Annotated in this window: 22 protein-coding genes; 11 read left to right on the forward strand and 11 right to left on the reverse strand. The window is 72.1% G+C overall.

Annotated features, from left to right (window positions below; translation table 11 throughout):
- Nucleotides 1-170 precede the first annotated feature (170 nt).
- From AB0G28_RS31400 to AB0G28_RS31430, 7 genes are all read left to right on the forward strand, one after another.
- Nucleotides 171-2,351 (forward strand): sigma-70 family RNA polymerase sigma factor, encoded by a 2,181-nt coding sequence (locus AB0G28_RS31400; RefSeq protein ID WP_361097131.1) that lies wholly within the window; start codon nt 171-173, stop codon nt 2,349-2,351.
- 10 nt (nt 2,352-2,361) lie between these two features.
- Nucleotides 2,362-2,871 carry a GtrA family protein gene (locus tag AB0G28_RS31405; RefSeq protein ID WP_361097134.1) on the forward strand — a complete coding sequence of 170 codons (510 nt, stop codon included), beginning with the start codon at nt 2,362-2,364 and terminating at the stop codon, nt 2,869-2,871.
- Nucleotides 2,872-2,909: 38 nt separating this feature from the next.
- Entirely contained in the window at nt 2,910-3,437 is a 528-nt protein-coding gene (locus AB0G28_RS31410; protein ID WP_361097137.1) for a GtrA family protein, read from the forward strand.
- A gap of 240 nt (nt 3,438-3,677) precedes the next feature.
- Entirely contained in the window at nt 3,678-4,964 is a 1,287-nt protein-coding gene (locus AB0G28_RS31415; protein WP_361097140.1) for an MFS transporter, read from the forward strand.
- Between the two features lie 11 nt (nt 4,965-4,975).
- Nucleotides 4,976-5,830: an NAD(P)H-binding protein gene (locus AB0G28_RS31420; protein ID WP_361097143.1), complete on the forward strand. Its 855-nt coding sequence runs from the start codon at nt 4,976-4,978 to the stop codon at nt 5,828-5,830.
- A gap of 19 nt (nt 5,831-5,849) precedes the next feature.
- On the forward strand, nt 5,850-6,500 hold the full coding sequence (locus AB0G28_RS31425) for a response regulator transcription factor (protein ID WP_361097146.1): 651 nt from the start codon (nt 5,850-5,852) through the stop codon (nt 6,498-6,500).
- Between the two features lie 117 nt (nt 6,501-6,617).
- The gene (locus AB0G28_RS31430) at nt 6,618-7,250 is read left to right on the forward strand and encodes a response regulator transcription factor (protein ID WP_361097303.1); all 633 of its coding nucleotides are present in this window, start codon (nt 6,618-6,620) and stop codon (nt 7,248-7,250) included.
- A gap of 94 nt (nt 7,251-7,344) precedes the next feature.
- On the opposite strand, the gene AB0G28_RS31435 is transcribed toward AB0G28_RS31430, so the two are convergent.
- The gene (locus AB0G28_RS31435; RefSeq protein ID WP_361097149.1) at nt 7,345-8,628 is read right to left on the reverse strand and encodes an ATP-binding protein; all 1,284 of its coding nucleotides are present in this window, start codon (nt 8,626-8,628) and stop codon (nt 7,345-7,347) included.
- A 4-nt stretch (nt 8,629-8,632) separates the two neighbouring features.
- Complete coding sequence (locus AB0G28_RS31440; protein WP_013222890.1) at nt 8,633-9,328, reverse strand: response regulator transcription factor; 696 nt, start codon at nt 9,326-9,328, stop codon at nt 8,633-8,635.
- Nucleotides 9,329-9,370: 42 nt separating this feature from the next.
- Between AB0G28_RS31440 and hisN the strand changes: the two genes are divergently transcribed.
- Together hisN and AB0G28_RS31450 are read left to right on the forward strand one after the other, a co-directional pair.
- A complete protein-coding gene (gene hisN / locus AB0G28_RS31445) occupies nt 9,371-10,156 on the forward strand; it encodes a histidinol-phosphatase (protein WP_361097152.1) in 786 nt (261 codons plus the stop codon).
- 147 nt (nt 10,157-10,303) lie between these two features.
- Nucleotides 10,304-13,567: a GH92 family glycosyl hydrolase gene (locus AB0G28_RS31450; protein WP_361097155.1), complete on the forward strand. Its 3,264-nt coding sequence runs from the start codon at nt 10,304-10,306 to the stop codon at nt 13,565-13,567.
- Nucleotides 13,568-13,632: 65 nt separating this feature from the next.
- On the opposite strand, the gene AB0G28_RS31455 is transcribed toward AB0G28_RS31450, so the two are convergent.
- From AB0G28_RS31455 to AB0G28_RS31475, 5 genes are all read right to left on the reverse strand, one after another.
- Complete coding sequence (locus tag AB0G28_RS31455; RefSeq protein WP_003105220.1) at nt 13,633-13,893, reverse strand: hypothetical protein; 261 nt, start codon at nt 13,891-13,893, stop codon at nt 13,633-13,635.
- Nucleotides 13,893-14,870 (reverse strand): TNT domain-containing protein, encoded by a 978-nt coding sequence (locus AB0G28_RS31460; RefSeq protein WP_361097158.1) that lies wholly within the window; start codon nt 14,868-14,870, stop codon nt 13,893-13,895. Before AB0G28_RS31460 ends, AB0G28_RS31455 begins: the two co-directional genes overlap by 1 nt.
- Before the next feature lie 109 nt (nt 14,871-14,979).
- On the reverse strand, nt 14,980-15,909 hold the full coding sequence (locus tag AB0G28_RS31465) for a hydroxymethylglutaryl-CoA lyase (protein ID WP_361097161.1): 930 nt from the start codon (nt 15,907-15,909) through the stop codon (nt 14,980-14,982).
- Nucleotides 15,909-16,478: a PH domain-containing protein gene (locus AB0G28_RS31470; RefSeq protein WP_361097164.1), complete on the reverse strand. Its 570-nt coding sequence runs from the start codon at nt 16,476-16,478 to the stop codon at nt 15,909-15,911. The genes AB0G28_RS31465 and AB0G28_RS31470 overlap by 1 nt, the downstream gene beginning before the upstream one ends.
- 85 nt (nt 16,479-16,563) lie before the next feature.
- Entirely contained in the window at nt 16,564-17,358 is a 795-nt protein-coding gene (locus AB0G28_RS31475) for a biotin--[acetyl-CoA-carboxylase] ligase (RefSeq protein ID WP_361097167.1), read from the reverse strand.
- A gap of 81 nt (nt 17,359-17,439) precedes the next feature.
- On the opposite strand from AB0G28_RS31475, the gene AB0G28_RS31480 reads away from it, so the two are divergent.
- Nucleotides 17,440-18,459: a C40 family peptidase gene (locus AB0G28_RS31480; protein WP_361097170.1), complete on the forward strand. Its 1,020-nt coding sequence runs from the start codon at nt 17,440-17,442 to the stop codon at nt 18,457-18,459.
- Here the strand turns inward: AB0G28_RS31480 and AB0G28_RS31485 are convergent.
- The 4 genes from AB0G28_RS31485 to AB0G28_RS31500 all read right to left on the reverse strand — a co-directional run bounded on the left by AB0G28_RS31485 (nt 18,432) and on the right by AB0G28_RS31500 (nt 22,397).
- Nucleotides 18,432-19,616, reverse strand: coding sequence for an FAD-dependent oxidoreductase (locus tag AB0G28_RS31485; protein WP_361097173.1), 1,185 nt, complete (start codon nt 19,614-19,616; stop codon nt 18,432-18,434). The two genes, AB0G28_RS31480 and AB0G28_RS31485, sit on opposite strands and share 28 nt — an antisense overlap.
- A gap of 82 nt (nt 19,617-19,698) precedes the next feature.
- Nucleotides 19,699-20,643: an RNA polymerase sigma factor SigJ gene (sigJ, locus tag AB0G28_RS31490; protein ID WP_361097176.1), complete on the reverse strand. Its 945-nt coding sequence runs from the start codon at nt 20,641-20,643 to the stop codon at nt 19,699-19,701.
- Nucleotides 20,644-20,652: 9 nt separating this feature from the next.
- Nucleotides 20,653-21,303 (reverse strand): response regulator transcription factor, encoded by a 651-nt coding sequence (locus AB0G28_RS31495; protein WP_361097179.1) that lies wholly within the window; start codon nt 21,301-21,303, stop codon nt 20,653-20,655.
- Nucleotides 21,300-22,397, reverse strand: a complete 1,098-nt coding sequence (locus AB0G28_RS31500; protein WP_361097182.1) for a histidine kinase — start codon at nt 22,395-22,397, stop codon at nt 21,300-21,302. The genes AB0G28_RS31495 and AB0G28_RS31500 overlap by 4 nt, the downstream gene beginning before the upstream one ends.
- 192 nt (nt 22,398-22,589) lie before the next feature.
- On the opposite strand from AB0G28_RS31500, the gene AB0G28_RS31505 reads away from it, so the two are divergent.
- Nucleotides 22,590-22,913: a DUF6223 family protein gene (locus AB0G28_RS31505; protein WP_361097185.1), complete on the forward strand. Its 324-nt coding sequence runs from the start codon at nt 22,590-22,592 to the stop codon at nt 22,911-22,913.
- The last annotated feature ends 11 nt before the right edge of the window (nt 22,914-22,924 follow it).

The raw sequence follows: 22,924 nt of genomic DNA on the forward strand, positions 1-22,924 counted from the left end.
TGTCGCGAAGCTTTTCCCCGCGGCCACCCGGGGGTGGGTGATTTTGCTCCGCCGTCGGAGTCAACACCCCGACCACGACGTGACCGCGCGGGGTGGGTCAGTCACACTGGTCTCGCGTCCCGGATCCCCCTGAAAGGGCAGGTCCGGGCCCTAGCCGACCGAGGAGTGCCGTGTCCACCGTTCCCGCCGATCTCAGCGGAAAGAGTGACGCCGAGCTGATCGCGGAGGTCCGCTCCGGGAAGATCGCTTCGTACGGGGCGCTCTACGAACGGCACACCGGCGCGGCCCACAACCTGGCCCGTCAGCTGGCCCGCTCGAGCTCCGAAGCGGACGATCTCGTCTCCGAGGCGTTCGCCAAGGTGCTCGACACGCTCCGTGGCGGAAAGGGACCGGAGACAGCCTTCCGGGCGTACTTGCTGACCGCGCTGCGTCACACGGCGTACGACCGCACCCGCAAGGAACGCCGGATCGACCTCAACGAGGACATGACCGAGGTCGGCGGGGCCGCGGCCGAGGCGCTGACCGTGCCGTTCTCCGACACCGCCGTCGCCGGGCTGGAGCGGACGATGGCCGCGAAGGCCTTCGCGCGGCTGCCCGAACGCTGGCAGGCGGTGCTCTGGCACACCGAGATCGAGCAGCAGAGCCCGGCCGAGGTCGCGCCGCTGCTGGGGCTGACCGCGAACGGCGTCTCCGCGCTCGCCTACCGCGCCCGCGAAGGGCTCCGCCAGGCGTACCTGCAGGTCCACCTGCAGGAGAACGCCGAGGAACGCTGCCGCGCCTGCGCCGAGCGGCTCGGCGCGTGGACCCGCGACGGACTGTCCAAACGCGAACGCGCCCAGGTCGAGAACCACCTCGACGACTGCGAGAACTGCCGGGCGCTCGCCGCCGAGCTCGCCGACGTCAACGGCGGGCTGCGCGCGATCATCGCCCCGATCGTCCTCGGCGGCGCAGCGCTCGGTTACCTCGCCACCATCGGCGCCGCGAAGGCGAGCGCGGCCACCGCGGGCACGGCAGCCGCGGCAGCCGGGGGCAACGCCGGCGCGAGTGCCGCGGCCGCCGGGCCCCGCCAGTTCGCGGGGGTCGCCGCCTCCGGCGCGGCGGTCGTCGCGGCCGTCGTCATCGCGCTCGCCGTGGGCGGCGGGTCGCAGCAGATCCCGGCCGCGGCCCAGGTGCCACCGCCCGCCCAGCCGGTCCAGCCCCCGGCGCCGAAGCCGCAACCGCCGGCCCCGGTCGCCCCCGTCGCGCCTCCGCCGGTCCAGCCGCCCGCGCCCCCGCCGACTCCTTCCGTCCAGCCCGCGCCGCCTCCCGTCGTGCCTCCGGCACCGCCACAAGCGCCGGTCCCCGCACCGCCCGCGCCGGCACCGCCGTCGATGTCCGCGACGACCCCGCCGGGCGGCGTCGAGCTCAGCCCCGGCACCGCGATGAACTTGCCGATCACCGTGCGCAACGACGGCGGCAGCCCGTCGGAGCCGGTGGCCGTCGCGCTGAACCTGCCGCGGGGCGTGCACGCGGTCGACGCGGGCGGGGGCGGCGCGGCGATGGCGTTCGCCCAGGCCCCCGGCCCGATCTCGGTGAACTGCCCGGGCGGTGAGGGCACGGTGACGTGCAAGACCGGCACCGGCCTGCAGCCCGGCCAGAGCGCGACGCTGAACTTCCGGCTCCAGGCCGACGAGAACGCCGAAGGCGGCACGGTCACCGGGTCCGTCACCGCCGGCGTGCGGATCAACGTCGCGGTGAGCGTCAAGGTCACGGTGAAGCAGCCGCCGGACGCGGTGGCCCTGGAGGCGGTGGGCGACGGGCTTTCGGCGTTCCCCTGGACCCGCCATCCCCTGGTCTACGTGCGGGTCCGCAACACCGGCGAGACGACCAAGCCGGTCACGGTCACCTTCGACCACCCGCTCCGGCAGTGGTGGAGCCTGCGCGGCTTCCCGTGCACGCCGTCCGACGGCGGCGCGAGCTGCACGACGCGGGGCGCGCTGGCCCCCGGCCAGCACGTCAACCTGTGGGTGCGGCTGGACGGCAGGCCCGACGACGGCCAAGTGACGATCACCGCGCGGCTCGGCCGGGCGTCGGCACCGCCGGTGACGGTGAACTTCGGCTGCTGGCGCCACTGGTGCGAGCACGACCCGGTGCCGACGACCACGCCTTCGCCCACGACGCCGACGAAGCCTTCGAAGCCGACGCCGTCCAGGCCGTCTTCGACTCCGCCGGCGACGACGAAGACCGAGCCGGCGACCGAGCCGCCGGTGTCCTCGACGACGACCAGCGCCCCGCCGCACCCGACCGGCAAGCCGGGCGACAAGCCGCCGACGGTCACCCCCGAAAAGGCTTTCGGCTGGTTGACGGGGTAGCGTCCGCGCGGTGCGCGAACTGCTGAAGAAGCACCGCGAGCTCCTCCGCTTCGCCGTCGTCGGCGGGATCAGCTTCGTGATCACGATGTCCGTGAACTACGGCCTGAAGTTCACCGTGCTGCGGACCCACCCGGTGACGGCGCTGATCGTCGGCGTCCTGGTGGCGACGATCTTCTCCTACGTCGCCAACCGCGAGTGGTCGTTCCGCACCCGCGGCGGCCGGGAGCGGACGCACGAGGCCGCGTTGTTCTTCCTCTTCAGCGGCATCGCGCTGGGACTGAACGCGCTGCCGCAGTGGTTCTCGCGGTACGTGCTGGACTTGCAGACACCGCGGCTGTCGCCGTTCGGCGTCGAAGTGGCCGACTTCGTCAGCGGGATCGTCATCGGCACGCTGCTGGGCACGGCGTTCCGGTGGTGGGCCTTCAAGAAATGGGTGTTCCCGGAGGAGGACGGCCGCCCGCGCGCGGTGCCCGCCGCGGCCGCCGAAGATCCGGACATTCACGACAGCAAGGCCGCCTGAGCCACTGGACACCCCGGCGCTCTCCTAGACTGCGGGGTGTGACCGTTGTGGAAACCGTGCTCAAGCGCACGCCGGAACCACTGCGTTCGGTGCTGATCAAGCACCGGGAGCTGCTGAAGTTCGCGATCGTGGGCGGCACGACGTTCCTGGTCGACAACGGGGTCTGGTACGCCCTCAAGCTGACGGTGCTGGAGCCGAAACCGACCACGGCGAAGGCCATCGCGATCATCGTCGCGACCATCGTGTCCTACATCCTCAACCGCGAGTGGTCCTTCCGGACCCGCGGCGGGCGCGAGCGGCACCACGAAGCGGCGCTGTTCTTCGTCATCAGCGGCATCGCGGTGGGCGTCAACCTGGTCCCCCTGATCATCTCGCGGTACGTGCTCGACCTCGAGGTCCCGCACGTGACGTTCCTGGTGCAGGAGGTCGCGGACTTCGCGAGCGGCTCGATCATCGGCATGCTGCTGGCGATGTTCTTCCGCTTCTGGGGCTTCAAGAAGTGGGTGTTCCCGGACGAGCTCGGCGAGCGCCGGCGGGACAACGACCAGGTCACCCGCCTGCGCTGAGGCCCCTCCGCAAACTACTTGTCTTTTTACATGTAGTTGTCTAGAGTCACGTTCGTCAGTGTTCCTTCGTGAGGACGCCGTCCGGGTTCGGCCGGGCGAGCGGGACGATTCGAGGTGGTTTCCGAGCGCGAAGAGGTCGCATCCGCCACGCGGATGACGATGAAGCCTTTTCCCGACTCGACGGGATGTGCCTGAAGCACGTCCGCCCCTCCTCGTCCCTTTTCTTCATTTGGACATTCCTTGACAACAATCGCGCCTCAGCGCGCCAAAACGGCCGTGTTCGGCCTGTTCCTGTCCGTCTTCCTCGCGATGCTCGACGCCCAGGTCGTCGCCACCGCGCTCCCCCGGATCGCCGCCGAGTTCGGCGGCACCGGCGCCTACGCCTGGGTCACCACCGCCTACCTGCTCGCCGGGAGCGTCACCGCGCCGCTGTACGGCAAGCTCGGTGACGTCTTCGGCCGCAAACGCGTGCTCCTGGGCGCCCTCGCCGTCTTCCTGCTCGGTTCGCTCGCCTGCGGCCTGGCGCCGACGGCCGGCCTGCTGATCGCCGGGCGGGTCCTCCAAGGCGCGGGCTCCGGTGGTCTCTTCGTCTCTGTCGGTGCTTCGCTCGGCGAAATGTTCACGCCACGCGAAGGTGCGAAGTACTTCGGGTGGTTCTCGATCTGCTTCGCCGTCGCGTCGCTGTCCGGCCCGGTCGTCGGCGGCCTGCTCACCGGCTTGGCCGGCTGGCGGTCGATCTTCCTGGTCAACCTGCCGCTCGGCCTGGTCGCCGTGGGCCTGCTCACGGCCCTCGACCTGCCGCGGCGACGCAAAGACGCGCCGTTCGACTTCGCCGGCGTCGTCCTGCTCGGCGTCGCGATCACCGGCTTCACGCTGCTCACGCCGTGGTCGCTTGCCCTCGGGGCGGTTTCGGCCGTCGCGTTCGCCTTCGCCCAGCGGAAAGCGGCCGCGCCGGTGCTGCCGCCACGCCTGTTCCGTGACCGGACGTTCACCGTGTCCGTGCTGCTCAGCGTGCTCGCCGGGTTCGCGTTCCTCGGCTCGGTCAACTACATCGCCGTCCTCCTGCAGGCCGACGCCGGTCCGGCGGAAGGCGGGCTGCGGCTGGTGCCGATGACGCTCGCCGTTTCGCTTTCCTCGGTGGTCGCGAGCAGGATCATCGCCCGCACCGGCGCGTACCGCTGGGCACCGCGGCTGAGCATGGCGCTCGGCCTGCTCGCGGTGCTCGGCCTGCTGACCGTGGACGCGCTACCGCTGGTCCTCGGCTGCCTGGTCGTGTTCGGCCTGGCCGCCGGGCTCAACCTGCAAGTCCTCGCCATGGCCACGCAGAACACCGCACCGCGCGCGGACCGCGGCGCGGTCGCCGCCACCGTCAACCTCGCCCGCGCGCTCGGTTCGGCCCTCGGCCCGGTCGCGCTCGGCTTCGCTTACCAAGCCGGCACCCACGGCGTGTTCGTCGCCCTGCTGCCCGTGCTCGCGCTCGGCCTCGTCACGGCGTTCGCGCTGCCGCACGTTCCGCTTTCCCGCTAGGAGAAACCACGATGATCTTCGTCCTCGGCGCCACCGGCAAGGTCGGCCGCCACCTCGTCCCCGCCCTGCTCGACGCCGGCACGGGAGTCCGCGCGCTGACCCGCGACCCGGCGAAGGCCCGGATCGACCCGCGCGCCGAAATGGTCCGCGGCGACCTCGACACCTCGGACCTGCCCGCCCTGCTCGAGGGCGCCGACCGCGTGTTCGTGCTGACGCAGGGGCACAACGCCGACCGGGAAGCGGCGGTCGCGCGGGCCGCCGCCCGGGCCGGTGTCACCCACCTCGTCAAGCTGTCCACCACCGGTGTCCACTTCGGACAGAAGGACGCGATCACCCGCGCCCACGCCGAAGCCGAGCAGGCGATCCGCGAAGCGGGCCCGGCCTGGACGATCCTGCGGCCCGGCGCCTTCATGGACAACCGGTTCGCCTGGATCGGCTCGATCCGCGAAGAAGACGCGGTGTACGTGCCCGACACCGATCCGCCGTCCGCGCTGGTCCACGTCCGGGACATCGCCGCCGTCGCGACGCTCGCCCTGACGACGTCCGGTCACGAAGGCGCGACCTACGAGCTCACCGGCGGCGAAGCCCTCACCACCGCGCAGCAGGTCGCGATCCTGGCCGACGCGCTCGGCCGCCCGCTGAAGTACGTCGAAGAAAGCGAAAGCGCCGCGAAGGACCGCCTGATCCGGATGTACGGCTGGCCCGCGAAGGCCATCGACGGCCTCTTCGCCCTCAAGCGCGAGTCGGCCCCGCACGAAAGCGTTGTCTTCGACACCGTCGAGCGGTTGCTCGGCAGGCCCCCGCTCACCTTCGCGACCTGGGCACGTGAGAACACGGCGGCATTCGCCTACCATTACCAGGAGTGACGGCAGGGGAGGTGACCCGTTGAGCGACCGCCTGCGCGTCCTCGTCGTGGACGACCACCCGCTGTTCCGGTTCGGCGTCCGCACGCTGCTGGCCGCGGAACCCGAAATCGAGGTCGTCGGCGAGGCCGCGGGCGGCGCGGACGCGATCGAGGCCGCGGCCGCCCTGCGCCCGGACGTCGTGGTCATGGATCTGCAGCTGCCCGACCTGTCCGGGATCCAGGCGACGCGGCACATCGTGACCGCGAGCCCGGGCACCGGCGTGCTGATGCTGACGATGGCCGACGAAAGCGAGTCGGTCTTCGCGGCGATGCGCGCCGGTGCCCGCGGCTACCTGCTCAAGGACGCCGAGCCGGACGAGATCATCCGCGCCGTGCAGGCGGTCGCGCGGCGGGAGGCCATCTTCGGCCCGGACATCGCGAACCGCGTCCTCGGCTTCTTCAACCAGCCGCCGCCGGCCACCGAGCCGGTGTTCCCCGAGCTGACCGGGCGCGAGCGCGAGGTCCTGGCGCTGATCGCGGCCGGGCACAGCAACGGCGTCATCGCGTCCACGCTGTGCCTGAGCCCGAAGACCGTGCGGAACCACATCTCGAACGTCTTCGCGAAGCTGCACGTGGCCGACCGGGCCGAGGCGATCGTCCGTGCCCGGGAGGCCGGCCTCGGCGGGTCCTGACGGGCGGCCGTCCGGGCAACATCGGGACGCCGGTCCCATGTGCCCGGGACACTTCGCCGGGCACTGTGGTCGAGGCGGGGGTGGGGCCCTCGCCTCGTTCGAGGGGAATGGGTGACGATGTTCGAATCCGACCGGACACCGGTGGTGGTCCGCGCCACCGATCCGATCCTGCACAACGGCGTCTGCATGGCGCTGCGTTCACGCGACGAAGTCCGGGTGGTGGACGGCGAACCGGACGGCTCGGCCGTCGTGGCGCTGCTGGTCGCCGACCGGCTCGACGAGCCGATGACCCGGCTGCTGTCGGCGCTGCACCACCAGGGCTTCACCCGCATCGTGCTGATCGCGGGCGAGGTCGACGACAACGAAATCCTCAACGCCGTCGAGCACGGGGTCTGCGCGGTCGCCCGCCGCGCCGACGCCGGCCCGGAGGTGCTGGTCCGGCTGATCAAGGCTGCGGCGGCGGGCGAGGGAGCGCTGCCGCCCGACCTGCTCGGCCGGCTGCTGAACCGGGTTTCCCGCCTGCAGCGCCAGGTGCTCCAGCCGCGCGGTCTCCACCTGGGCGGCATGAGCAACCGGGAAACCGAGGTGCTCCGGCTGGTCGCGTCGGGGTTTTCGACGCAGGAGATCGCCGACGAGCTGTGCTATTCGCAGCGCACGGTGAAAAGCATCCTGCACGACGTGACGAACCGGTTCCAGCTGCGGAACCGCTCGCACGCGGTCGCCTACGCCCTGCGTGAAGGGCTGATCTGAGGCGGCCGATCGCCCGGGCCGACACGTCTTGAACGACTCGTTCAGGACTTCGGACGTCCTGAACGAGTCGTTCAAGACGTCCGGCGGGAGGCGGCTAACGCGGGACGCGTTCGGCGGGCCAGCGCACCTCGGGAACGTCGCTGGGCCGCGGCACCTTGAGGAAGAGGCTGAACACGGCCGGACGGCGGTTGGACAGCTCCAGCCGGCCGCCGTCCGCCTCGACCAGGGCACGGGCCAGCGCCAGCCCGACGCCCGTCGAGCCGCCTCCGGAGAAGCCGCGTTCGAAGATGTGCGGGGCCAGTTCGTCGGGCACGCCGGGGCCGGTGTCGCTGACCTCGACCACCACCGTGCCCTCGGCGTCGCCGCGGCGGGCGACGAGGGTGACCGTGCCCGATCCGTGCCGCAGCGCGTTGTCGAGCAGTACCCCGATCACCTCGCGGAGCCGGCCCGGCGTCGCGCGTGCCATCAGGCCGTCGGCCACGCGCGTGCGCAGGTTGCGGCCCTCCGAGCGGAGCAGCTCGCGCCACTCCTGCGCCATCGCGGGCAGCTGCGTGGGCAGGTCCACCGGTTCCGCGCCGACCTCGCGCGCCGCGCGGGCCGCCGCCAGCAGCTCGTCGAGTGCCTCGGCGAGCCGGTCGGCCTGCTCCTGGGCGGCCTTCGACTCGTCGGCCACCTCTTCGTCCGGGTGCACGGTCAGGGGTTCCAGCCGCAGCTGCAACGCCGTCAGCCGGCTGCGCAGCTGGTGCGAGACGTCGCCGACGAGCTGGCGTTCGCGCTGCACGAGCTGGGCGAGCGCGGTGCCGGACGCGTCCAGCGCCTCCGCGACCATGTCGAGCTCGCCCACGCCGTAACGGCTCGGGTCGGGCCGGAAGTCGCCGCCGCCGAGCCGGGCCGCGCGTTCGGCGACGTGCCGCAGCGGCTTCGCGAGTCGTCGGGCCGTCGCGATCGCCACCACCGCGCCGGTGCCGACCGACAGCAGCACCAGCAGCACGACGACGATCGTCACCGTCGTCTGCCGCTCGTGCATCGGGCCGGCCGGGACGGCGATCTCGACCTTGCCTTCCCGCGCCAGGTCGGCCGTCTCGGTGACGGTGACGGGACCCGGATCGCTGCCGTAGCGCTTTTCGATCTGGCCGCTCGCCCGGACGGTCAGCAACCCGTTCGCCGGGACCGCCGCGCGCACCTGGTCGAGGTCGATCTCCTCGCCGTTGGCGATTTCGGTGTCCAGGATGGCCGCCGCCGCGCGGGCGTTCTCGGCGAGCGTCTCGCGGTAGCTCGACTCGATCTGCCAGCTCGCCACGATGCCCAGCGGGATGCCGAGGACCGCCGCGGTGACGGCGACGGCCAGCAGGATGGCCAGGAGAATGCGGCGGCGCACGGGCTTATTCGGCGTTGAAGCGGAAACCGACGCCGCGGACGGTCGCGATCCGCCGTTCGCCGTCGTGGGTCTTGCTGGTCCGCCCCGCCGCTTCGTCGGCGGCGATGGCGAGCTTCCGCCGCAGCCACGACATGTGCATGTCGAGCGTCTTGGACGTCTTCGACTCGAGGTCGTTCCAGACCTCGGCGAGGATCTCGTCCCGGCTGACGACCTGCCCGGCGCGGCTCATCAGCACGCGCAGCAGCTCGAACTCCTTGTTCGCCAGCTGCACCTCGTGGTTGTCCACGGTGACCAGCCGGGCGCCGAGGTCCATCCGCACCCCGCCGGCTTCGAGGACTTCGGGAACCCGGCGGCGCAGCAGCGCGCGGATCCGGGCGAGCAGTTCGGCGAGCCGGAACGGCTTGGCGACGTAGTCGTCGGCGCCCGCGTCCAGGCCGACGACGAAGTCGACCTCGTCGGTGCGGGCGGTGAGCATCAGGACGGGCAGCTCGGTGCCGGCCGCGCGCAGCCGCCGGCACACTTCGAGACCGTCCATCCCGGGCAGGCCGAGATCCAGCACGAGCAGGTCGACGCGCTGGGCGGCGGTGGCGTCGAGCACCGAAGGGCCGTCGGTGACGACGTGGATCTCGTATCCCTCGCGTTCGAGGGCGCGGGAGAGCGGTTCGGCGATGGCCGGATCGTCTTCGGCAAGTAGGACCATGCTCACCTGCCCAACTCTACGGCTCGCGGGCGTGAAAACATCGTGACCGTGCCTGGCTACGAAGATGATCTGGCTCTCGCCACCCGGCTGGCTGACGCCGCCGACGCGATCACGACAGCGCGCTTCCGCGCCCTGGACCTCGCGGTGGAGCGCAAGCCCGACCGCACCCCGGTGACCGACGCCGACACCGCGGTCGAGGACGCGATCCGGGCCCTGCTGGCTTCGGAACGTCCCGGTGACGCGGTGCTGGGCGAGGAGCGCGGCGGCTCGGCCGCGGCCGGCCGCGCGTGGGTGCTCGACCCGATCGACGGCACCAAGAACTTCCTGCGCGGAGTACCCGTCTGGGCGACGCTGATCGCGCTGGTTTCGGACGGCGACCCGGTGGTCGGCATGATCAGCGCACCGCTGCTGGGCCGCCGCTGGTGGGCGGCCTCCGGATCGGGCGCCTTCTCTTCCGACGCGGCCGGCACGCGCCGGCTGTCGGTTTCCGGAGTTTCGTCGCTTTCGGACGCTTATCTGTCCACAACGGACTTGAACTCGTGGACCGAGTACCACTCCCGCGAGAAGTACCTGGACCTGACGGAAGCGTGCTGGGAGACCCGCGCGTTCGGCGACTTCTGGCACCACGTCCTCGTGGCCGAAGGTGCCCTCGACGTCGCCGCGGAGTGCATCGTGAACCCGTGGGACGTCGCGGCGGCCCAGGTGATCGTCACCGAGGCCGGCGGGCGGTTCAGCGATCTGGACGGTGTCGGGCGGTACGACAACGGCAGCGCGTTGTCGACGAACGGCCGCCTGCACGACGAGGTGCTGCGGATCCTCGAGCGGTAACCGGATAGGCCGCTCGGCGGGAACTTCTTGACCGGTCTGAACCACCGGTGGTTCACTCGCGGTGCTCGCCGGGTCACCCGGTTCGTTGACAACGTTGTCAACACGCTTTGTCGGCACGGGTCGCCCGCTCACCCCGGGAGGAAGAGCATGCGCAGAGCCGTCACCGCGGCCTTGATCGTCCCCCTCGTCACAGCGGTGGCCACCCCGGCCGACGCCCGACCCGACAACCGAGATCTCGCCGCCTACGTCAACCCGTTCGTCGGCGCGAAGGCCGGCGACACCCCCGAGACCAACACCTACGCCGGCGACACGTTCCCCGGCGCCGACGTCCCCTTCGGCATGGTGCAGTGGAGCCCCGACACGCCCCTGCAGCCCAAACCGCCCGCCGGGCAGGGCCGGTACTACGCGCGCGACCGCGACGGCGGCTACGCCTGGGAGGAGAGCAAGCTCCGCGGCTTCAGCCTCACCCACTTCAACGGCGCCGGCTGCGGCGGCGCGGCCGGCGACATCCCGTTCCTGCCGTTCGCCGGAAACCTGAGCACGTCGCCCGCCGTCGACGCGACCAAGTACTTCCCCGCCTTCAGCCACGCCGACGAATCGGCGTCGCCCGGCTACTACAAGGTGACCACCGGCTCCGGCATCACCACCGAGCTGACCACCACCCAGCGCTCCGGCATGGGCCGCTTCACCTTCCCGAAGAACTCCCCGGCCACGCTGCTCATCGACGTCGCCCAGTCCGCGATGGGCAGTGACGACGCGTCCGTCACCGTCGACCCGGCGCGGCGGACGGTCGAGGGCTGGGTCTCCAGCGGTCACTTCTGCCGCGGCCCGAACACCTACAAGGTCTACTTCACCGCTTCCTTCGACCAGCCGTTCCTGACCTCCGGGACCTGGCAGGACGCCACCGTGACGCCCGGCGGCACCAGCGCCCGCGGCGGCGACCTGAGCAAGACAACCTGGGACAAGCAGGTCGTCACGGCCGACGGCGGTTCCGGTGCCTACCTGACCTTCGACCCGGCCAAGCCGGTCCAGGTACGCGTCGGATTGTCCTATGTGGACGCATTCGGCGCACGGCTGAACCTCGCCGCCGAGCAACACGGCGACTCCTTCCAGACCATCAGGAACAACGCGCGCCAGGCCTGGAACGACCGCCTGCGGCAGATCACCGTCGAGGGCGGCACCGACGCGGCGACCAGGACGTTCTACACCGCGCTCTACCACACGCTCATGCAGCCGAACGTCTTTTCCGATGTGGACGGTCGCTACCCCGGCTTCGACAAGGCGATCCACCGCGCGAACCCGGGCCACGCGCAGTACGCGAACTTCTCCGGCTGGGACACCTACCGCGACGAGGTGCAGCTGCTGTCGATGCTCGCCCCGCACGAGGCCGCCGACATGGCGCAGTCGATGCTCAACCAGGCCGACCAGGCGGGCGGGATCTGGGACCGCTGGTCGCAGAACAACGACTTCATGGGCGTGATGGGCGGCGACCCGTACCACTCGATCATCGCGAGCACGTACGCCTTCGGCGCCACGGACTTCGACGCCGCACACGCGTTGAAATCCATGGTCAACGGCGCCACCCGCGTCCAGCAGGCCGGGGAACGCGCGCTCGAGCGGCCCGGTCTGTCGGACTACCTGACGCTGGGCTACCACCCCAACAACGTCTCCGACATGCTCGAGGAGACGACCGCGGACTTCGGCATCGCGCAACTGGCCCAGCGCCTGGGTGACCGCGAGACGTATCACCGGTTCATGAGCCGCGCGCAGTACTGGGAGAACGTCTACAACCCGGCCACCGGCTACCTGCAGACGCGGATGCGCGACGGCCAGTTCCTCTCGCCGTTCGACCCCGCGCAGTACCAGGAAATGCGTTACCAGGAAGGGAACGCGGCTCAGTACACGTGGATGGTGCCGTACAACGTCCGCGGGCTCTTCGACGCGATGGGCGGCGACGACGCCGTGAAGAAGCGTCTCGACTTCTTCTTCACGAAGCTCAACAGCGACGCCAGCTCGCCATACGCGTTCATGTCGAACGAACCGTCGTTCGAGGTGCCGTGGGAGTACGCCTACGCGGGCGCACCGTCGAAGACGCAGGACATCGTGCGTCGCTCGGCGGAGCTGCTGTTCAAACCGACCGAGGACGGCCTGCCCGGCAACGACGACCTCGGCGCGACGTCGGCGTGGTACGTCTTCGCCGCGCTCGGCATGTACCCGGAGGCGCCCGGCCGCGCCGAGATGGTGCTGGCCAGCCCGATGTTTCCGAGGATCACGCTGACGCGGGCGAGCGGGCAGCGGATCACGATCACCGCGCCCGGCGCGTCCAGCTCGGTGAAATACGTGAAGAGCCTGAAGGTGAACGGTCAGCCGAGCACCAGGCCGTGGCTGCCGGAGTCCTTCGCGGTGAACGGCGGCCGGCTCGACTTCACGCTCGGCACGTCACCGACGTCGTGGGGCTCGGGCGCTTCCGACGTCCCGCCGTCGTTCCGCGACGGCGAGGTCGCGGTGCGCGGCCGCGTCGGTCCGGGCCGGATCGTGGTCACCCCGGGCGGAAGCACGAGCGCCACGGTGACCGCCGAGGGCATCACCGGTGCCGGCACCGTGTCGTGGCAGGCGAAGCCGCCGGTCGGGATCACCGTGACGCCGTCGAGCGGCACGCTCACCGTTGGCGCGCACGAGACCGCTACGCAGCAGGTGACGGTGGTCGCGGGCGGGTCGGCGGACGCGTACACCAGCGTGCCGGTGGAGTTCAGCGGGCAGCAGGTGCCCGCGTACCTGCCGGTGACGGTCGGGAGGCCGGGGACGCTGCACGCGGCGAACACGAACGTCGGCGTCACGGACGACAAGCTCGTCCAGTACGGCGACTTCGGCGAGACCGACCTCTACCCCGGCGGGTTCGTGTTCTCGTACTCCGCGCAGGGGTTCGCGTCGCACGGCATCACACCGGGGGCCACAGTGACGGTGAACGGGCAGCAGTTCCGCTGGCCGTCGAGCCCGACGGGGTCGCCGGACAACGTGGTCGCGGCGGGGCAAACGCTTGCGGTGCTCGCCCCACCGCCGGGTGCGACGAAGCTGTCGTTCCTCGGCGCGGCGACCGGCTCCGACGCGCAGGGCACGGTGACCATCACCTACACCGACGGCTCCACGCAGCAGGCGTCCCTTGGCCTGTCGGAGTGGCTGCTCAAGGGCGGCGCGGAGACGCCGCAGTTCGGGAACACGGTCGTGGCGTCGGTCCCGTACGTGAACTCGGCGTTCCCGCGGTACATGTTCCGGCTCCAGCGGCCGTACACGTCGTACCTGTTCGCGACCGCCCCGATCGCCCTCGACCCGGCCAAGCAGGTCCGGTCGATCACCCTGCCCACCACCACGGGCGCGGGCCAGGCGCACATCTTCACCTACGCGGTGTCCTGACCGCCGAAGTCCGTCAAGGCCTCCTTCCCGGCCTTAAGAGCCGGGAAGGGGGCCTTCACGGCTTTTCAGGAGCCGGGGAGCAGGCCGACGGCGCCGCGGGCGACCTGGGCCCAGGCCAGCCGGCCGAAGAGGTAGTGGCACGCCACCTGTTCGCTGGTGAACCGCGCCCAGTCGTAGCGGTTGCCCTGCTCCCGCCAGAACACCTCCCACGCCTCGTCCTCGCCCTGCATGAGGCACCAGGCGTTGTCGACCTCGGCGCCGAGCGAGACGACCTCGGGCGGCACGCCCAGCACGCCGAGCCAGCGCTGGATCGACTGGGTGTTCATCAATCGTCATCCCCCTTGGCCTCGGCTATGTAGCCGAGGGTCACGAGTTCGTCGGCCGCGAGAAGGGCACGGTACCGGGTGCCACCACCGACCTGGCCGAACCAGTTCGCCGTCTCCGACCGCCACATCGGCACCGCGCGCACCACGACGTACCGGCGGTACTCGGCGTCCAGCATCCCCGGCGGCAGCGAGCGTCCCGCGAAGGGCGTGCCGTCTTCGAAGAACACGCGCCCGTACGCCGGGCCGAAGCGGTCGAGGACCGTGTCGGCCGGGACCATCACCGGCTCGGGCCGGTCCACGCTGCCTTCGGGGTAGATGTCACCCGGCGGCCACGCGTACTCGGGCCCGAGTTCGCTGTGCCCGACGACGAACCGGCGGATCCACACGGCCTGCGTCGCCCGCGCGTACGGGACGTACCCCTCGGTCAGGTGCCGCGGCACCGGCCGCGGCGGCGCGGTCGGCGACCGGCGGAAGCCCGCGGTGACGTTGGTCAGAGCCTGGTCGTCGAAGATCAGCCGGGCGTCCGGGTGGTCGTTCGGCGGGAAGCCCTCCGGGTCTTCGGGCAGCGGCAGCTGAAGCGCGGGCCGGTCCATGGCCACCGGCAGGTGCCCGATGGGGAACATGTGCACCAGGAACAGCGCGACGATGCTCTCCCGCTCGGTACGCGGCGAGCCGAGCGGCGGCAGCGGCGCGGGCGAACCCGGGTTCGGCGGTGGGCCCGCCACCGGCGGCGGCCCGGCCACCGGCGGCGGCAGCGGGGCCGGGGGCGGCGTGGGCGGTGCCGGTGGTGCCGGGGGCAGCGGGAACGGCGGCAGCAGCGGTGACACCGCGTGTGGCCACGCCGCGGCGCTGCCCGAGGGCGGAGTCGGTGCTTCTTCGAAGGCACCCGAATCCAGGCCGTACCCGGGCAGCTGCACCGGTCCGGTGTCGAGGTCGGCCTCGACCGGTTCGGAGCCTGCCTCGGAAGGCTCGGTCACACCCATCCTCCGGCTCGGTCGGTGCCCCGGGGGCACACGCTGTTCGACGCGGCCGCAGCGCTGCCGGTCCCCCTTGATACCGCACCCCTTCCTTCGGGGCGCGACGAGGTCAGCCCAGTGCGGCGACCACGCGGGACGGGCTCGGGCGGCCGAGCTGTCCCGCCATCCAGGCGCTGGCCCCGACCAGCGCGTCCAGGTCGACGCCGGTGGCCACCCCGAGGCCGTCCAGCATCCACACCAGGTCCTCGGTGGCCAGGTTCCCCGTGGCCGATTCCGCGTACGGGCAGCCCCCGAGCCCGCCCGCCGACGAGTCCACAGTCGACACTCCACATCGGAGCGCCGCGAGCGTGTTGGCCAGAGCCTGACCGTAGGTGTCGTGGAAGTGCACGGCCAAAGTACCGACATCGCCGAACAGCCCGATCAGGTTTTCCACCTGGCCCGCGGTCGCGACGCCGATGGTGTCGCCCAGCGACAGCTGCGAGCACCCCATGTCCAGCAGGCGGCGGCCGGCGTCGGCGACCTGCTTCGCCGGGACGACGCCTTCCCAAGGGTCGCCGAAGCACATCGAGAGGTAGCCGCGCACGTCCAGGCCCGCCTCCCGGGCCCGGGTGACCACCGGCTCGAACATCGCGAACTGCTCGTCCAGCGACGAGTTGAGGTTCTTGCGCGCGAACGTCTCGGTGGCGCTGGCGAAGATCGCGATGTGCTCGACGCCGGCGTCGAGCGCGCGGTCCAGGCCCTTCTCGTTCGGCACCAGGACCGGGTACCGGACGCCTTCGCGGCGGTCGAGCCGGGCCAGCAGCTGCTCGGCGTCGGCCAGCTGCGGCACCCACTTCGGGTGCACGAAGCTGGTCGCCTCCAGCGTGGTCAGCCCGGCACCGGCGAGCCGGTCGAGGAACTCCAGCTTGACCTCGACGGGCACGATCGTCTTCTCGTTCTGCAGCCCGTCACGCGGGCCGACCTCCCAGATCGTGACCCGTTCGGGCAGCTCGCCCGTCGAGGGAACCCGCTCCGGAAGGCCCAGTTCTCGCGTACCCATCAGCGTCTGCGTTCCCCGCGCGGCGGGTGCTGGGGCGGCAACGGTTCCGTCTGCTGCGCCCGCGGCCGGTAGTCGTCGTACGGGTTGTCGTTGACCTCGCGGTAGATCACCGTGTGCACCTTCTCCACGTGCGGGATGTCCTCGAACCGCAGCGGCTCGTCGGAGGCCGACTCGATGATCAGCGTGCCGCAGCCGAAGACCCGGTCCAGCAGGCCGTGCTCGAACTGGACGCTGTTGATGCGGCCCATCGGGATGTCGATGCCGGTGCGCTTGAGCACGCCCTCGCGGGCGATGAGCCGGTCGGTCGTCACGATGAAGTGGGTAGTCCGCCAGCGCACGAGCGGGGCCAGGAACAGCCACACGACGAGCACGAGCGCGACCACCCCGATGGCGATCAGCCCGACCGAGTTCCACGGCGCGGACGCGTCCTTCGCCAGGATCGCCAGCCAGGTGCCCGCGCCCACGGTGACCAGCAGCGCGAGCGTCGGGAAGATCAGCATCTTGAAGTGCGGGTGACTGTGCACCACGACGTGCTCTTGCTCGCTGAGCAAATCGTCCGGATAGGCCACGGCGGACGCTCCCAAGGTCGGTGCGGCGGTGTCGCTTCACCGTACCGGCGCGACACCCGGCCGGTGAGCGCAACGCCCCGAAGAATCAGGCGGGACGGACGTGCACCACGTCACCGGCGAACACAGTGTGCCGCTGCCCGCCCGCCATGTCGACCTGCAGCTGGCCGGCGGCGTCGATGTCGGCGGCGCGGCCGGTCAGCGCGGTGCCGTCCGGCAGCTGGACCTCGACGTCCTGGCCGAGGGTCGCGCAGTGGGTGCGGTAGTCGCCGAGCAGCCCGGCCTCGGTGAGGTCGCCGCCGGCCAGGCGCCAGCGCCGCTCCAGCTCGTCGAGCCCGCCGAGCAGCGCGATGGCGACGTCGGTGCGGTCGGTGTTCGTGGCACCCCGTTCGGCCAGCGACGTCGCGGGCAGCCCGCCCGGGCCCGGCTGGACGTCACCCAGCGGCAGGACGTTGAGGCCGATGCCGAGCACGATCGACGGCTCGGTCCCGGCGACCGCCTCGGCGAGGATCCCCGCGCACTTGGCGCCGCCGGCGAGGACGTCGTTGGGCCACTTGAGCACGGCGTCGACCCCGACGGACGCGGCGGCGGCCCGGACGGCCAGCCCGGCGACGAGGGACAGCGAGCCGAGCGCGGCGAACGGGACGCCCGGCCGGAGCGCGACGCTGAGGTAAAGGCCACCCTTGGGTGAACTCCACGACCGGGCCCGCCTGCCGACTCCCGCCGTCTGCTCCTCGGCGAGCAGAACGGTCCGGTCCGCAGCCCCCTCCTCGAGGGCTTTCCGCAGGTCGGCGTTGGTGGAGCCGGTGCGCTCGACGACGTCGATCTTCGCGTACCGGTCCTCGAGCGCCGACGTCAGCCGCGCACCGTCGATCTCAGGCATGTGCCCACCATATGGGAGTCCCCCTAACGTGCAAGCTACTCAGTCGTTCACTAAGAGGTGCGCTCTTCTAAGTTGGACACCGTGACGTCCAAGCCGACCTCCTGGGCCCGCGGCGCCGCGCTGCGCGGCCTGGTCGCGCTGCCGCTCGTCGCGGGTCTCGTCACCGCGGGCTGGCTGCTGGCCGACCGCGCACCGGAGCCCGCGCCCGCCCCCGCGCCGGTCCCGGTGGCCCAGGCCGGGCCGTCGGTCCTGGAAGTCAGCGCCCCCGTGAAGGCGCAGGAGCCGGGCCAGGGCGCGTCCGGCCAGGGCGGCAAGAGCCCGCTGCGGCAGTGGGCCGACCAGCTGGCCGGTCCCCTCGACATCCCGGCGGACGCGCTGGTCGGCTACGCGAACGGCGAGCTGGCGCTGCGGAGCGAACGGCCGTCGTGCCACCTGTCGTGGGTCACGCTGGCGGGGGTCGGCTCGGCAGCGTCGGACCACGGTCGTGCCGGCGAGAACCTCCTGGGGCTGACAGCGGCGCAGGCCAAGAAGTACGGCGGCGACGCGTCGGTCGCGGCCGGCCGGGCGCTCTGCGCGAGCGGCGCAGACCTCGGCGCCGGGCCCGGCTGGTGGAAGGCGATCGCGGCCTACCACCCGGGCAGCGAGACCGAGCTGTTCCGCCAGCGGGTCCTCGGCATGGCCCAGCTCTACGCGACGCTCTCCCTGGACCCGGCGTCGGCCGGCTCGGCCAGGGTCCGCGCCACCCGGTTCGCCCTGGGCCAGCTCGGCCTCCCGTACGTCTGGGGCGGCAACGGTCCCGACGCGGGCGCGGCGGGCTTCGACTGCTCGGGCCTGACGAAGGCGTCGTACGACAGCGCGGGCGTCGCCCTGCCGAGGACGGCGGACAGCCAGTTCCGCGCACTTCCGCCGGTCCCGGCTTCGCAGGAACCCCGCCTGGGCGACCTGGTGTTCTACGGCAGCCCGGCGACGCGCATCCACCACGTCGGCCTGTACCTCGGCAACGGCCTGATGATCAACGCGCCGACCGAGGGCCAGGCGATCCAGATCCACACGTACCACTCGCCGGGCGACGACTACGCGGGCGCGGGCCGGCCGGCCTGACGGCTTTCGCCGGCGGGGAGGACGTGACGGCGCCGGACGGGCGCCATCGCCGTCGGGTGCGCGACGCTCCAGGCCGCGGACCTGCAGATCAGCTCCTTGATACGGGCGGCCGTCCTGCCGGTGACCGCGGCCGGCTTGGGCCGGTCGTCCGGCGTCACCCACTGCACGACGGCGTCCCGGCGGCCGAGGCTGACGCACTGGGCGGTGTAGCCGATCTTGTTCCCGGGGACCTCGCGCCCGGTCAGGCGGGCGGCGATGGCGTCGGCCGCCAGGTAGGCCGAGGGCACTCCCGAAGCACACGACATCCGCAGCGGCGTGCCGCTCGCGCCCGGGGCGAACGCGGCGTCACCGACGGCGTAGACGTCCGCGTGCGAAACCGATCGCATGGTGTCGTCGACGACGATCCGGCCCGTCTCGGAGACCTCCAGCGTCGTGGCCGCGGCGATGGGGTGGACGGCGAAGCCGGCCGTCCAGACGGTGACCTGAGCCGGGATCGCGCGACCGTCGGCGGTGACCGCGGCGGCCTGCTCGACGCTGTCGACAGAAGTGTGCTCGTGCAGCGTGATGCCGAGCCGGTCGAACGACCTGCGCAGGTGGTCCTGGGCCTTCTCGCTCAGCCAGTCACCGAGGCCGCCACGAGCGGCGAGCGAAACGTCGAGGTCCGGACGGGCTTCGGCGATCTCGGTGACGGCTTCGATGCCGGTGAGGCCGCCGCCGACGACGAGCACGGTCCCGCCGGCGGCGAGGTCGGCCAGCCGCGTGCGCAGCCGCAGCGCGGACTGCTTGCCGGCGAGGAAGTGGGCGTGCTCGGCAACGCCGGGAACCCCACCGTCGGCGGCCGTGCTGCCCAAGGCGTAGACGAGCGTGTCGTAGCCGATCTCGCCGAGGTCGTCGGTGACGGTCTTGCGTTCGACGTCGACGGCCTCGACCCGCGCGATCCGCACCCGCACGCCGGTGCCCGCGAAGACGTCGGCGAGGGCGCGGAGCTCGAGGTCCTGGCCGGTGGCGAGCTGATGCATGCGGACGCGCTCGACGAACTCGGCGTCGGCGTTGACGAGGGTGATCTCGGTGCCGGCCGGGTGCAGCCGCTTGGCCAGGCGCCCGGCGGCGTTGGCTCCGGCGTATCCGGCCCCGAGGACGACGATGCGGTGCTTCATGGTTTCGCTCCTGTCCGGTCGGTGGGTGCTTCCTGAACCGGGCAGCGGCGCGAAACCTGACAGATGTCGGTTGTGACCTGGCTCACCAGTCGCCGGTGAGCGGCTCCCCCTGTCCGGAGACGGCCCACTGGCGCGTCGCGCGCTCGAGCTTCGCGGGGTTCGCCTGGGCGTGGACGGCCGCGATACCGTCCGTGGTCACGTCCAGCGCGAAGACGCCCACGACCCGCTCGCCGACCACCATGACCAGCGCGGGCACCCCGTTGGCGACCGTGGCGAGCAGCTCGGGACGGCCGCCGACCATCTCCCACTTGGCCTCGCTGGGCGTGAACAGCGTGCGCAGGAACCTCGCCACCCGCAGGGCTCCGGTGATCGGCCGCGGCACCGAGAAGACCACGCCGCCGCCGTCGCCGATGCTGATCGCGTCGTCGGTCAGCATCCGCACCAGCGAGTCGGTCTTGCCGCTGAGCGCCGCGGCGAGGAACTCCTCGACGATCTTGCGGGCCGCGGCCGCGTCGACCGCCACCCGGCGCCGGTCGCCCGCCAGGTGCTGCTTGGCGCGGCGGTGGATCTGCTGGCAGTTCGCCTCGGTGAGGTCGAGCATCCCGGCGATCTCGGCGTGCGCGTACCCGAACGCCTCACGCAGCACGTAGACGGCGCGTTCCTTGGCGGAAAGCCGTTCCATCAGGGTGAGCATCGCGATCGAGACCGACTCGCGCTGCTCGACCGTGTCGGACGGGCCGAGCATCCGGTCGCCGGCGAAGACCGGCTCGGGGAGCCACTGGCCCACGTAGGTCTCCCGCCGGGCCCGCGCCGAGGTGAGCCGGTTGAGGCAGATGTTGGTGAGCACCTTCGTCAGCCACGCCTCGGGCGTCTCGACGAGCTCCCGGTCGGCGGACTGCCAGCGCAGGAACGTGTCCTGCACCGCGTCCTCGGCGTCGGCCGCCGACCCCAGCAGGCGGTACGCGATCGCCTCCAACCGGGCCCGGGCCCCCTCGAACACCTCGACCTCGTGCGCGCCCACCAGCATGCTGCGCAGTCAACCACGCGAACCGAGCCCGGACTCGTAGGCGAACACCACGAGCTGGGCGCGATCGCGGGCCCGCAGCTTCACCATGGCCCGGTTGACGTGCGTCTTCGCGGTCAGCGGGCTGATCACCATCCGCGCCGCGACCTCGTCGTTGGACAGCCCCTGCGCGACCAGGCCGACGGCCTCACGCTCGCGGTTGGTCAGCTCCGCGAGCCCGACGCCGGGCGCCGGGGGCCGCGTGACATACCGGTCGATCAGCTTGCGGGTGATCGACGGCGCGAGCAGGGCGTCCCCGCGGGCCGCGACACGGACGGCGTGCAGGAAGTCCTCCGGCCGGATGTCCTTGACGAGGAACCCCGCCGCGCCGGCCCGTAGCGCGTCGAAAACGTATTCGTCGAGGCCGTAGTTGGTCAGGATGACCACGTGCACGCCGGCCAGCACCGGGTCCGCGGCGATGCGCCGGGTCGCCTCGATGCCGTCGGTCCCGGGCATCCGGACATCGACGAGCGCGACGTCCGGCAGGTGTTCCCGCGCCAGCGCAACGGCTTCGTGGCCGTCTGCGGCCTCGGCCACCACCTCGATGCCGTCCTCGGCGTCGAGCAGCGCGCGGAACCCGCTGCGGATGAGCGGCTGGTCGTCGGCCAGCAGGACGCGGATCACGCCGGGTCCACCGGAAGCTCGGCTTGGACGCTGAAGCCGCCTTCACGACGAGGCCCGGTGTGGAGCCGGCCGCCCAAAGCCGTGACGCGCTCGCGCATCCCGGTCAGGCCGACGCCCGGCGCGGTGTCCACGGTGGCCCGGCCGTCGTCGTCGACCCGGATGACCAGCGCGCCGGGCCGGTGGTCGATCCGGACCGACGCGGTGGCCGCGGCGGCGTGCCGCGCGATGTTCGTCAGTGACTCCTGGACGATCCGGTAGGCGGTCCGGCCCACCGCGGCGGGCACGTCGTCGCGCCGTCCTTCGATCGTCAGCCGCGCGTCCAGACCCGCGCTGCGCGCCCGGCGCACGAGTTCGGGGACGTCGCCGAGCCCGCGCGGCGGGTCCCGGTCGTCCTCGCGCAGTGCCTCCAGGGTCGCGCGCAGTTCCCGGGCCGCCTCGCGGCCGGCGTCCCGGATCGCCAGCAACGCCTCGGGCACGTCCTCGCCCCGCTTGCGGGCCAGGTGGACGGCGACTTCGGCCTGCACCTTGATGACGGAGATCTGGTGGGTGAGCGAGTCGTGCAGTTCCCGCGCGATGTGCAGCCGTTCCTCGTCGGCGCGCCGCCGCGCGGTCTCCTCGCGGGTGCGCTCGGCCTCGTCGGCCCGGCGCTCGGCCTGCCGCAACGCCTCCCCCGCCGCGCCCGCGGCGATCAGCCAGGCCAGCTGAAGGACGTCCCGCGACTGCGTGAACGCCTCGCCGGCGTCGTGCAGGCCCGAAGCCAGGAGCGTGAGCGGAACCCCGGCCAGCATGAGCACCGAAGCGACCACGGCGGCGACGCGGTGTCCCGTCCGGACCGCCGCGTACACCGCGAACAGGTAGGCGACGACGGGAACTTCGAAACCGGCGGCCTGGTAGCCCAACGCGCACACAGCGGTCGCCGCCAGCACCGCGATCGGCGCCCGGCGACGCGCGGCCAGCGCCAGCCCGCCGGCCACCAGGAAGACGTAACCCAGTACGGCGAACTCCGCGGGCCGCGGCCCGGACAGCCCGGCGATCAGCAGGGCCGCCGCCACCCCGGCGGCGATCACCCCGTCCACGATCCACGCCCGGCTCACCCACGCACCCTAACCGGACATGCGCGCGGAGAACTCCCGCACGCAGAGCATTTCCGGACTACCGCGAGCGCGGTAGTCCCCCGGCTCCTGCCGCGCCGGTGGCAGCGCGAAGTGTCTGCTCCCGCGCGACGACGACGGCGGGTTGCGGCGGCCATGCTCCCGGCAGCATCCGACACGAGAGAAGGAGTCCTCATGAACGTCCACCTCGCCGCGGTCAGCGCCTACGACCTGACGCCCGGGCGGCTCTGGTCCCTGATCGCCGCGCTGCTGGGAGTGGCCGGGGTGGTCGCGGGCGTGCTGGCCCTGCGCCGCGGCCGCGGCGCCGTTGCCGCACTGGGCGGCGGCGCGGCTGGCGTGGTCATCGGCGGATGGGTGGTGGCCGCCGCCAAGGGGGGTCCCGGCACCGGGTACGGGATCGTCGGCGGGTTCCTCGCCCTGGCGGTCGGGCTGGCCGCGCTCGTCCTCGGCGGGCTGGCCATGGCTCGCTCGCGCGGTTTTGTCGGTGGTCGCCGCTAGCGTCTCCGGAC

It is taken from the genome of Amycolatopsis sp. NPDC021455, from assembly GCF_040640995.1.
In the GTDB taxonomy this organism is placed as follows: Bacteria; Actinomycetota; Actinomycetes; order Mycobacteriales; family Pseudonocardiaceae; genus Amycolatopsis.